Raw genomic sequence first — 11,644 nt, forward strand, 5'->3', positions numbered from 1 at the left:
ACTACCTATGTATTACAATTTAATTTCCGGGGTTCGGGTAATAATAAAATGAATAACTTTTTGAGGAGTTGAAAAAATGACTGATCATAAATACACAAATAAGCTGATAAATGAGAAATCGCCATATCTGCTCCAACACGCCCACAATCCCGTAGATTGGTATTCATGGGGTGAGGAAGCCTTTGAAAAAGCAAAAAGAGAAGACAAACCGGTATTTCTCTCCATTGGTTACAGCACTTGTCATTGGTGCCATGTCATGGAAAGAGAATCCTTCGAAGATGAGGAAGTTGCCAAAGTTTTAAATGAGAATTTTATTTCCATTAAAGTAGACCGAGAAGAGCGTCCCGATATTGATACTATTTATATGACTGTTTGCCAAGCTTTAACCGGGCAGGGGGGCTGGCCCCTTACTATTATTATGACCCCAGACAAAAAGCCATTTTTTGCGGGAACTTATTTTCCGAAAAATAGTCGTTACCGGATGCCTGGTTTAATGGAAATTTTACAAAATATCAGCTCAGCTTGGGACAGTAAACGGGAACAGTTGGTGGAATCTAGTGAAAAAATCACTACAGCCGTCAATACTCAAATGTTTACCCATCGGACAGGAGAATTAGACGAAAAAGTTTTGGATAGAGCCTATAACTACTTTGTAGATGCTTTTGACCCGGAATATGGGGGTTTTAGCAGTTCACCTAAATTTCCTATACCCCATAATTTATTTTTCTTACTACGCTATTGGAAGCTGACAGGGGAAAAAAATGCCCTAGCAATGGTTGAAAAAACTTTGGAAAGTATGTATCGAGGAGGTATCTATGACCATATAGGATTTGGTTTTGCCCGCTACTCTACGGATAACAAATGGCTTGTACCTCACTTTGAAAAGATGCTTTATGACAACGCTCTCTTAGCTATTGCCTTTGGTGAAACTTATCTAGCTACTAAGAAACCTTTTTATGCCAGGGTAGTGAAAGAAATATTTACTTATGTGCTGAGAGACATGACTTCTCCTGAGGGAGCTTTTTATTCTGCAGAAGATGCAGATTCCGAGGGAGTAGAAGGCAAATTTTACGTTTGGGACCCCAGAGAAATAGAAACAGTTTTAGGACCTGCATTGGGCAGTGACTTTTGTGCCCTTTATGATATTACTTCAGAAGGTAATTTTGAAGGAAAAAGCATTCCAAATTTAATTAACGCAGGAATTACAGATAAATTTCAAACTGAGCGGGAAAAACTTTTTGCCTATCGAGAAAAAAGAATCCACCCCCATAAGGATGATAAAATTTTAACTGCTTGGAATGGACTGATGATAGCTGCTTTAGCTTTTAACTCTCGAGTCCTGGAGGACCCCGGCTATGCTAGAGCGGCGGAAAAAGCATCGGCCTTCTTGACCAAAAATCTAATTAGAAAAGATGGCAGGCTCTTAGCAAGGTACCGAGATGGGGAAGCTGCTTATGCAGCTTATGTAGACGACTATGCCTTTTTTATTTGGGGGTTAATTGAACTTTATCAAGCTACATTTAAAACCGACTATTTGGAGCTAGCCCTAAAATTAACTGCAGATTTACTAAAGCTTTTTTGGGATGAAAAAGAAGGAGGCTTTTATCAGTACGGCAGTGATAGCGAGGAACTAATTGGTAGACCAAAAGAACTATATGATGGTGCTTTGCCTTCCGGCAATTCCGTAGCAGCTTTAAATCTGTTGCGCTTGTCCCACCTTACGGGAAATGGAGATTTGGAAGCTAAGGCTCATAATATGTTCAAAGTATTTGGTGGGAATGTTGCTAGTTCCCCATATATCTATACCCAGTTTTTAACTGCTGTCTTTTTTGCTGATAAAGCTGCAGAAGTTGTAATTATAGGTGATCCTCAGAGCAAAGATGTCCAAAGCATGTTAAGCATAATTAATTCTAACTTTACTCCAGAAATAGTTTTAATGAATAGTCCGGAAAATGCTGATCCTGAATTGCCTAAATTGTTGCCCGCTTTAGCCGAAAGAAAAGCCATCCAGGGAAAAGCTACTGCATACTTCTGCCAAAACTATACTTGTCAGCAACCAACAACAGAGCCCGGCAAATTGGCAGAATTGCTGCAGCTTCAAATATAGGGATTAAATATTCTAGTATTTGAGCCTAAAGTATAGTACAATGGTTGTTAAAATATGTCTTATCTTGGAATAAGGAGTTTAAGAAAATGGCGAAAGACAAAGTTATTGTTACCGTTGTAGGTAAAGATAGAGTAGGTATTATTGCCGGAGTTGCTAACATTTTAGCTAAGCAAAATGTCAATGTATTAGATATTAGCCAAACTACAATGCAGGACTTTTTTACAATGATTTTAATTGGCGACATGTCTAAGGCATCCTCAGGTTTAAATGAAATTAAAAAACAACTGGATAAATATGGTGAGGAAATTGGGGTCAAGATTACGATCCAGCATGAAGACGTTTTTAGTTTTATGCATCGGATCTAAGGAAAGGAAGTTTGTACATGCCGTTAACAATTCATCCTAGCGAGATCATGGAAACTATTCGTATGATTGAAACGGAAAATTTAGATATTCGTACTATTACTATGGGAATAAATTTAAAAGATTGTATCCACCCAGATGTGAAAATATCTTGCCAGAAAATTTATGACAAGATTTATAGGTATACTGAAAAGCTGGTGCAAACGGGAGAAGATATAGCTGCTGCTTATGGTATTCCAATTATCAATAAAAGGATCTCCGTTACTCCTATTGCTTTAATTGCTGAAGCTGCAGAAACGGAAGATTGCCTGCCTTACGCCGAAGTTATGGATAAGGTGGCTAAAGATGTTGGAGTCAATTTTATTGGTGGATTTTCTGCTCTAGTACATAAAGGCACAACTCCCGGGGATTTAAAATTAATTAAATCTATTCCTCAGGCTTTGGCCACCACTGAGAGAGTCTGTTCTTCAGTTAATGTCGGTACTACTAAAGCAGGTATTAATATGAATGCTGTTTTAGAAATGGGCAGGATTGTGAAAAAAACTGCTGAACTAACAGCTGACCGTGATGGTTTAGGCTGCGCTAAGTTGGTAGTTTTCTGCAATGCTCCTGAAGACAATCCTTTTATGGCCGGCGCTTTTCATGGAGTAGGGGAACCAGATGCTGTAATCAACGTAGGTGTTAGCGGGCCTGGCGTTGTTTTAAATGCGGTCCGTAAATACCCAGACGCGGATTTAGGAACAATTTCAGATGTAATTAAAAAGACTGCTTTTAAAATTACTCGCATGGGTGAATTAGTTGGCAGAGCTGCTTCTAAGAAACTAAATGTTCCTTTTGGTATTGTAGATTTATCCCTGGCTCCTACTCCTGCTATTGGGGATAGTGTAGCTAATATTTTAGAAGCCATGGGTTTAGAAAAATGCGGCACCCATGGGACAACAGCGGCACTAGCTCTGTTAAACGATGCTGTAAAAAAAGGAGGCTCTATGGCTTCCTCCTATGTAGGGGGCTTAAGTGGAGCTTTTATCCCTGTCAGTGAAGATGCAGGCATGATTGAGGCGGTAAAAGCTGAAGCATTGAGCATTGAGAAGCTAGAAGCCATGACCTGCGTTTGTTCAGTAGGTCTGGATATGATTACAGTTCCAGGAGATACGACAGCGGAAACAATTGCTGCCATTATTGCCGATGAAGCTGCCATTGGCATGATTAACAATAAAACTACAGCCGTACGGGTTATTCCAGCTCCTGGCAAAAAGGCAGGAGACGAAGTACCTTTTGGAGGTTTATTAGGCAATGGCCCTGTTATGTCTGTTAATCAATACAACTCAAATGTATTTGTGAAACGAGGAGGCAGGATACCTGCCCCCATTAATGCTTTAACAAACTAAATTAATTTAAGCCTGGCATTAGCCAGGCTTCTTATTTTGTTGAGTTGTTCACCAACTTCGATATATTTATTGACAATTATATCAAAAAATATCATCTTACCTTAATTTTAGCTTAAAGGATTAAAAGATTTTATATGGAATTTATTATTATTATATTAAGTTAAGTATAGAAAGGAGATGTAGCAGTGAGGAAAAATTTTGTAGGCAGACTATTTCTGTTCTTAATAGTGCTTTTTTTATTTATCAAAGTAACTTCCGGATTATATGTACATTACCAATGGTTTAAAGATCTTGGCTATACACAACTTTTCTTGATTCCAATTGCCGCCAAATTCCAAATTGGGCTTCTTGCTTTCTTGATTTATTTTCTGATTCTGTCCAGCATGGGGATTATTGCTGTCGGAGTTTTTAAAAAAGCCGAAAAGGAAAATCGACCTATCAGCGGTAAATTTCATTGGAGAGTAATCAATTCTAATGCTGATGAGGCGGAAAACAATATTACTCCTATTAACTATCAAAGAATTTATCCTTTCCTAATTCTCGTTAGTTTTGTTCTAAGCACGATCCTAGCTTTTAGTGCAACTAAAAGTGGTTGGATGAAACTGCTCCAGTTTAAAAATGCTACCTCTTTTGGTTTAAAGGAGTTTGTTTTTAATCGGGATGTAGGATTCTATATTTTTCAAATGCCCTTTTTCAATTTTGTTCTAAACTCCCTTAACTCTTCTTTGTTTGTTATCTTTGCAATCAGTATCATCTTTTTTACAGTAGCAGGCTTAATTCATGTTTGGGGCAATATTTTCCGCAAAGGGTCCCTAGGAATACCAAGGAGCATTCGGCGTTTTTGGAGTATTTTACTAGCAGTCTTATTTGCTTTAATTGGGCTGAAAAAATTCTTTTCTATTTATGAATTTCTTAATTCCCAAGCTGGCTATGTTTATGGTGCAGGCTATACGGATATTCATGTAGCTATCCCTTTAGCAAAAATACTTGCCTTAGTAGCGCTGCTAGCCAGTATTGCTAGTATTATTTACTTTTTTCGCAACGATCACCGTTTAATTCTTTGGCCTATAGCCCTATATCTAATAATTAGTGGTGTCGGCGCAGGGCTCCAAAGTTTTATCCAATACAATGTAAGCAACAACGAATTCTTTAAGGAACAACCTTATATTCAACAGGAAATTAAATTTACACGTTTGGCATATAACTTAAACAATATTCAAATTAAAGATTATCCAGGCAATGCAGCACTTACCTATAAAAATGTGCAAAACAACCAATCTACCATGGAAAATATCCGTTTAAATGATCCTGAGCCATTAAAAACAGTGCTTTCCCAAATTCAAGGGCTACGCTACTATTACCGTTTTCACGATATTGATATAGACCGCTACACTCTAGATGGCAAGTACCGACAAGTTTTGCTTAGCCCTCGGGAAATATCTGATGAGGCTTTAACGGAAAAGGCTAATACTTTTATTAATTTGACTATGCGGTATACCCATGGCTATGGTTTAGCTGCAACTTTGGCTAATGAAATCGATGAGTCCGGTTATGCCAAGTTAATTGTTAAAGATGTTCCCCCCCAATCTAGCATAAAGGGCTTTGAGATAAAAGAGCCTCGCATTTACTTTGGCGAACTGACCAATGATAGAAAATACGGGTATGTAATTGGCAATACAACTGCTAAAGAGTTTGATTACCCTCTAGGAGAAAACAATGCGGAAAACATTTACCGAGGAAAAACCGGCTTAGCATTTACTCCTTTAAACAAGCTTTTTTTAAGTGCTTACTTTAATACTTTTCGGTTTTATTTAGCAGGAGAAATTACTCCTGAAAGCAAGCTGTTAATGAAAAGGAATATTACAGAAAGAGTCTCCACTTTAATGCCCTATTTGCTTTATGATCAAGACCCTTATTTGGTTGCCGCAGCTGATGGAAAAATGTACTGGATAATTGATGCTTATACTCATACTAATAAATTTCCCTATTCTTCCCCAGTTGGGAACTTAAATTATATTCGCAACTCCGTCAAAGTTGTAGTTGACGCCTATAATGGCACCGTAAATTTTTATGTTTTTGATGAAAAGGATCCTTTGATTAAAACTATTAGCAAAATTTTTCCCGGAGTCTTTAAAAATCGCACAGAGCTGCCTAGCAATTTAGCTGAACACTTGCGCTATCCGGAAGATATATTCAATATTCAAAGCAATGTTCTGCTTAATTTTCACGTTACCAACCCTTCTGTTTTTTATAACAGAGAAGATACCTGGGATATAGCTAAAAAAGTAGTTGACGGAAACACAGAAAATATTAAACCTTATTATTCAATTATGCGACTACCAGGAGAAAAAAATAGCGAATTTGTTTTAATGCTGCCCTTCACCCCAGCCAGCAGACAAGAACAGCATCGGAACAATCTCATTGCCTGGCTGGCCGCCAGAAACGATGGAGAGCATTATGGGGAATTAATACTATATAAACTACCTAAAAATGTGGAGATACAGGGACCTTTAATGATTGAAAGTTTAATCGATCAGGATACAACCATCTCCAGCAAAATAACTCTCTGGGGTCAGGGAGGATCGGAAATCATCCGGGGTAATTTAATAGCTGTACCTATTGACGGCGGTTTTGTCTATGTGGAACCTATTTATATCAAAGCAGCAAGACAAGGTACATCGATACCTCAGATGCAGGCCATTGTCTTTGCCATCGATAAAAAGGTAGTTTTACTGGAAACTAAATCTTTAGATAAGGCTGTGGCTCAGTTCTTTAGCCAAGCAGGGCTGCCAGAGCAGTCTACCCAACCAGGGGAAACAACTAAACCTCAAGTAGTTAATCCCAAAGAGGCTATTTTAAAACAAATTCAAGATTTAAAGAACAAACTCCAGGAGTTAGAAAATCAGGTAAAAGACCTTTAAGGCTTTTTTTCATTGCCTTAATTGGTAAATAGGTATAAAATAAAGACAAGTATGCATCACTGGTGGACATTGTTTTAAATTAAAAGAGGAGAAGGAGTGTTGGTATGCTTAAGAAAAAAATTGCGGCTTTAACTGCAGTAGCTATGTTAGCAACAGGTTTGCTGGCAGGCTGTGGCGGAAGCCAGGAAACTGCTACCAAAGCAGAATCCGATGTAATCAAAATCGGAGTTTACGAACCCTTAACCGGGATGAATGCTGCTGGTGGGGAAATGACTGTTGACGGAATCAAGTTAGCTAACAAATTATTTCCAACAGTTTTAGGTAAAAAAGTTGAACTAGACATTGTGGACAACAAAAGTGAAAAGCAAGAAGCAGCAAATGCTGTAGAAAGACTCGTCAATGATAATGTAAATGTTATTATTGGTAGTTACGGCAGTTCTTTAGCCATGGCTGGGGGACCAGTAGCTAAAGATGCTGGAATACCTGTAATCGGTTGCTCCCCTACTAACCCAGCAGTTACTTTAGGAAATGATTACTATTTCAGGGTTTGCTTCATCGATCCATTCCAAGGAACTGTAATGGCTAAGTATGCTGTGGAAACTTTACATGCTAAAACAGCTGCTATTATTCAAGACGTACAGCAAGATTACTCCGTAGGCTTAAACAACTACTTTGAAAAGTCCTTTAAACAATTAACCAAAAATGAAAATGCAATTGTAGCTAAAGTTAACTACAACACCGGTGATAAGGATTTCTCAGCTCAATTAACAGAAGTTAAAAGTAAAAACCCAGATGTAATTTTTGCTCCTGGTAACTTTACAGAATGCGGTATCTTAGTTGAAAAGGCACGTGAAATGGGCATCACCGCTCCAATACTAGGTGGGGATACCTGGGAATCTGATGTTTTCTTAAATCGTGTCGGCAACTTAAAAGATATTTATTTCAGCACCCACTTTACTGCTGAAGAACCTGTAACAGATGTATCTAAAACATTTATTGATGAATATGCGAAAGCATATCCCGATAAAATGGTTAATGCTTTTGCTGCTTTAGGCTTTGACGCTTACAAACTTGCCATCGATGCTATTGAAAGAGCTAACTCTACAGATCCGGAAGCTATTAAAGAAGCTTTAGCTCAAACATCAGGCTTTAAAGGCGCAACTGGTATCATTACCCTCGACGCTAATAGAGATGCAGTTAAAACAGCTATTGTTAAAAGCGTAGAAAACGGTAAATTTGTTTATAAGACTAAAGTAGATCCTCAATAAATTGACAAATATCAATTCTCATACTTATTATTTACCTGCTTTAAAAAGTTTCTTCCCCTCCTGTTTTTTCAGGGGGGGATTATTCTGTTCTTTAGCTTCTTGCAAATTTTACTAGAAAGAGGTGGTTAGATGTCACCGGAAATGTTTATGCAGAATGTAGCCAACGGCATTTCGTTAGGAAGTCTTTATGCACTTATTGCCATCGGCTACACCATGGTGTATGGAATTATCCGGCTTATTAACTTTGCTCATGCCGACTTGTTAATGATTGCCAGCTATATAGCATTTTATGGTATTTTTATGTTTTCCTTGCCTTGGTGGCTTTCCTTTTTAATTGCTGTGGTCTTAACAACACTTTTAGGCGTAAGTATTGAAAAAGTAGCTTACCGTCCTTTACGGAACGCACCGAGGATTTCAGTTTTAATTTCTGCTATTGGTGTTTCTTTCTTACTTGAAAACTTGGGAATTGTTGTTTTAGGTGCTACTCCTAAGCCTTTCCCCAGACCAAAGGATTTAGTTTGGAATATACATATAGGCGGTATTTCTTTCTTGTCCTTAGCCTTTATTATTCCTATTATCACTGTTATTCTTTTAGTTGCTGTAACTTTAATCGTTAATAAAACAAAAGTGGGTATTGCTATGAGAGCCGTTTCGAGAGACTATGAAACAGCCAGCCTCATGGCTGTAGACGTAAATAAAGTTATTGGAACCACTTTTGCTGTTGGATCGGGCTTAGCAGCTATCGGAGGTATTATGTGGAGTCTGCAATATCCCCAAATTGATCCTCTCATGGGCGTTTTCCCTGGCTTAAAATGTTTTATTGCCGCTGTAATGGGTGGAATCGGCAGCATCCCGGGAGCTATGCTAGGTGGATTTATTCTAGGTATGGGCGAAGTAATGCTAGTGGGCTTCCTTCCTGGACTATCAGGTTATCGTGATGCATTTGCTTTTGTGGTTTTAATTTTAATTTTATTATTTAAGCCTGGTGGAATTTTTGGCGAAAACGTAGTAGAGAAGGTGTAACCGATGGATAAATATAAAAGCTCAAAACTCATCATCAATATTGCCATTTTAGGGGTTATTGCCGCATTGCTGTTTTGGGGCCAGGATAATTTAACTAGATTTCAGATTAGGCTTTTGAATTTATCTGCTATTTATGTGATTTTAAGTCTGAGTATGAATTTAGTCATTGGTTTTACAGGAATGTTTTCCTTGGGACATGCTGGTTTTATGTGTATTGGTTCTTACACTGCAGCTATACTTACTATGACTCCTGAAAGTAAACAACTGGTTTACTATATGGAACCAATTGTCCCTTGGCTGGCAAATATCCATTGGCCAATTGTCCCTGCTATTATCATGGCAGGAATCGTAGCTGCTATCTTTGGTTTTTTAGTAGGATTTCCAGCCTTACGCCTTAAAGATGATTATTTAGCTATTGCAACTTTAGGCTTTGCCGAAATCTTAAGGATTATTATTACTAATACTATTACCATCACCAACGGATCTCTTGGTTTAAAAAATATTCCCAGTGTCAAAAGTTTGTGGGTCTACTGGGGCTGTGCACTTCTAACTATTTACATTTTAAAAGCACTTATAAACAGCAGTTGGGGTCAGGCTTTTAAGGCAATTCGAGATAATGAAATTGCTGCTGAAGCTATGGGAATCAGCCTTTTTAAACATAAAATAATGTCCTTTACTATTGGTGCTTTTTTCGCTGGCATAGCCGGAGCTTTGATGGCCTTTCTAATTACCTCTATTGACCCTACTATGTACCGCTTTTTATTTACTTATCAAATTCTGTTAATAGTGGTCTTAGGCGGCATGGGCAGCTTAACAGGTTCTGTTATTGCAGGTATTTTCATTACTATTGCTACAGAATGGCTAAGAATTGTAGAACGTGACATGTTTATATTTGGGCTGCATATAGCTGGTATTCCAGGAATGAGAATGGTTATTTTTGCACTGTTACTCTTAGGGGTTATCCTTTTCTATCGCCAAGGTTTAATGGGCACTAAAGAATTTAGCATCGATTGGATTTTGCACAAACTAAGAATTAAAAAAAGTACTGCAGGGGGTGCCTAAAAAATGGCTGAGCAATTACTTTCAACCAAGGCTATTACCATGAGCTTTGGAGGTATTACAGCGGTTTCCAAGCTCTCCCTGGAAATTGGCCAAAAGGAAATTGTTGGATTAATTGGTCCTAACGGAGCAGGTAAAACAACTTGTTTCAACATGATAACAGGGGTATATAAGCCTACAGATGGACAGATCATTTTTAAGGGACAAGACATTACGGGCAAACGCCCTGACCAGATTACTCAATTAGGTATTGCCCGGACCTTCCAAAACATTCGCTTGTTTAGTTCCATGTCAGTGCTGGAAAATGTACTGCTCTCTAAACATTTTAGATTAAAGTCTACTCCTTGGGAGGCTGTCTTTAGTTTACCGCGCTATACTAGAGAACATAAAAAACATTTAACAGAATGCCTAGAACTTTTAGCAAGTGTTCAGTTAGCTGACGTGGCCAATGAACCTGCTACATCATTGCCTTACGGTAAACAAAGGAGATTGGAAATTGCCCGGGCCCTAGCTACGGAGCCAAGCCTATTGCTTCTGGATGAGCCTGCTGCCGGCATGAATCCCCAGGAATCCCTTGAGCTCATGGACTTCATTGGACAAGTTCGCGATCAATTTAAAATAAGTATTCTTATGATCGAACACCATATGGAAGTTGTTATGGGTATTTGCGAAAAAATTACTGTGCTAGACTATGGAGTGCCAATTGCCCAGGGAACACCGGAAGAGATCCAAAATAACCAAAAAGTTATTGAAGCTTATCTTGGGGCGGTGGATGAAAATGCTTAAAATCGAAAATTTACAAGTTTATTATGGTGGTATTCATGCTTTAAAAGGTATTAACATAGAAGTCCCGGAAAATAAAATTATTACCCTTGTTGGGGCCAACGGAGCAGGTAAAAGCACTACTTTACGTACTATCTGTAATTTAGTTCCTAGTACAGAAGGCAGAATTCTTTATAACGATCAAGATATTACCAAAATGAAAACAATTGATATTGTTAAAAAAGGGATTACTCTTGTTCCTGAGGGGCGGAGAATTTTTGCTAATCTAACAGTCTACGAAAATCTGCTCATGGGTGCTTATGCTAGGAAAGATAAAGAAAGTATCAAACAAGAAATTGAAAAAGTATATGAAATTTTTCCTCGCTTAAAAGAAAGAACCTGGCAAGCTGCCGGTACTCTCTCTGGGGGGGAACAGCAAATGCTAGCTATTGGCCGTGCTCTAATGTCCCGTCCAAAGCTCATTATGATGGACGAGCCATCCCTAGGTTTAGCTCCTCTCTTAGTTAAAGAAGTGTTTAATGTTATTAGGAACATTTATAACCAAGGGATGACTATCCTCCTCATTGAGCAAAACGCTACTGCTGCTTTGAAAATTGCTGACTATGGCTATGTTCTAGAGAGCGGTAAAATTGTTCTAGAAGGGCCAGGTCCGGAATTAGCAGAAAATGACGATGTTAAAAAAGCTTATCTTGGCAAGGCTTAAAAGATTCCAAAAGCTGAAAAGTGTTTAAAG

9 protein-coding genes are annotated in these 11,644 nt (G+C 38.3%); all 9 read left to right on the top strand.

Annotation, left to right across the window (positions count from 1 at the left end; translation table 11 throughout):
- The first annotated feature begins 76 nt into the window (after positions 1-76).
- The 9 genes from RDV78_04560 (at position 77) to RDV78_04600 (ending at position 11,614) form a co-directional block, all read left to right on the top strand.
- Positions 77-2,107, top strand: a complete 2,031-nt coding sequence (locus RDV78_04560) for a thioredoxin domain-containing protein (protein MDS1029780.1) — start codon at positions 77-79, stop codon at positions 2,105-2,107.
- Between the two features lie 86 nt (positions 2,108-2,193).
- Entirely contained in the window at positions 2,194-2,472 is a 279-nt protein-coding gene (locus RDV78_04565) for an ACT domain-containing protein (protein ID MDS1029781.1), read from the top strand.
- Positions 2,473-2,489: 17 nt separating this feature from the next.
- On the top strand, positions 2,490-3,857 hold the full coding sequence (locus tag RDV78_04570; protein MDS1029782.1) for a PFL family protein: 1,368 nt from the start codon (positions 2,490-2,492) through the stop codon (positions 3,855-3,857).
- A gap of 185 nt (positions 3,858-4,042) precedes the next feature.
- On the top strand, positions 4,043-6,778 hold the full coding sequence (locus tag RDV78_04575; protein MDS1029783.1) for a UPF0182 family protein: 2,736 nt from the start codon (positions 4,043-4,045) through the stop codon (positions 6,776-6,778).
- Positions 6,779-6,882: 104 nt separating this feature from the next.
- The gene (locus RDV78_04580) at positions 6,883-8,046 is read left to right on the top strand and encodes an ABC transporter substrate-binding protein (GenBank protein MDS1029784.1); all 1,164 of its coding nucleotides are present in this window, start codon (positions 6,883-6,885) and stop codon (positions 8,044-8,046) included.
- 129 nt (positions 8,047-8,175) lie between these two features.
- The gene (locus tag RDV78_04585) at positions 8,176-9,069 is read left to right on the top strand and encodes a branched-chain amino acid ABC transporter permease (protein ID MDS1029785.1); all 894 of its coding nucleotides are present in this window, start codon (positions 8,176-8,178) and stop codon (positions 9,067-9,069) included.
- Between the two features lie 3 nt (positions 9,070-9,072).
- The gene (locus tag RDV78_04590) at positions 9,073-10,131 is read left to right on the top strand and encodes a branched-chain amino acid ABC transporter permease (GenBank protein ID MDS1029786.1); all 1,059 of its coding nucleotides are present in this window, start codon (positions 9,073-9,075) and stop codon (positions 10,129-10,131) included.
- Positions 10,132-10,134: 3 nt separating this feature from the next.
- Entirely contained in the window at positions 10,135-10,914 is a 780-nt protein-coding gene (locus tag RDV78_04595) for an ABC transporter ATP-binding protein (protein ID MDS1029787.1), read from the top strand.
- Positions 10,907-11,614 (top strand): ABC transporter ATP-binding protein, encoded by a 708-nt coding sequence (locus RDV78_04600; protein ID MDS1029788.1) that lies wholly within the window; start codon positions 10,907-10,909, stop codon positions 11,612-11,614. Before RDV78_04595 ends, RDV78_04600 begins: the two co-directional genes overlap by 8 nt.
- Positions 11,615-11,644: the final 30 nt, after the last annotated feature.

The organism is Bacillota bacterium LX-D, assembly GCA_031628995.1.
Taxonomy (GTDB): Bacteria; Bacillota; DUOV01; order DUOV01; family Zhaonellaceae; genus JAVLUO01.

What these genes read in the sequence shown, in the direction of transcription:
- RDV78_04560 (MDS1029780.1), top strand. Translation starts at nt 77, where the DNA reads ATGACTGATCATAAATACACAAATAAGCTGATAAATGAGAAATCGCCA.
- RDV78_04565 (MDS1029781.1), top strand. Translation starts at nt 2,194, where the DNA reads ATGGCGAAAGACAAAGTTATTGTTACCGTTGTAGGTAAAGATAGAGTA.
- RDV78_04570 (MDS1029782.1), top strand. Translation starts at nt 2,490, where the DNA reads ATGCCGTTAACAATTCATCCTAGCGAGATCATGGAAACTATTCGTATG.
- RDV78_04580 (MDS1029784.1), top strand. Translation starts at nt 6,883, where the DNA reads ATGCTTAAGAAAAAAATTGCGGCTTTAACTGCAGTAGCTATGTTAGCA.
- RDV78_04585 (MDS1029785.1), top strand. Translation starts at nt 8,176, where the DNA reads ATGTCACCGGAAATGTTTATGCAGAATGTAGCCAACGGCATTTCGTTA.
- RDV78_04590 (MDS1029786.1), top strand. Translation starts at nt 9,073, where the DNA reads ATGGATAAATATAAAAGCTCAAAACTCATCATCAATATTGCCATTTTA.
- RDV78_04595 (MDS1029787.1), top strand. Translation starts at nt 10,135, where the DNA reads ATGGCTGAGCAATTACTTTCAACCAAGGCTATTACCATGAGCTTTGGA.
- RDV78_04600 (MDS1029788.1), top strand. Translation starts at nt 10,907, where the DNA reads ATGCTTAAAATCGAAAATTTACAAGTTTATTATGGTGGTATTCATGCT.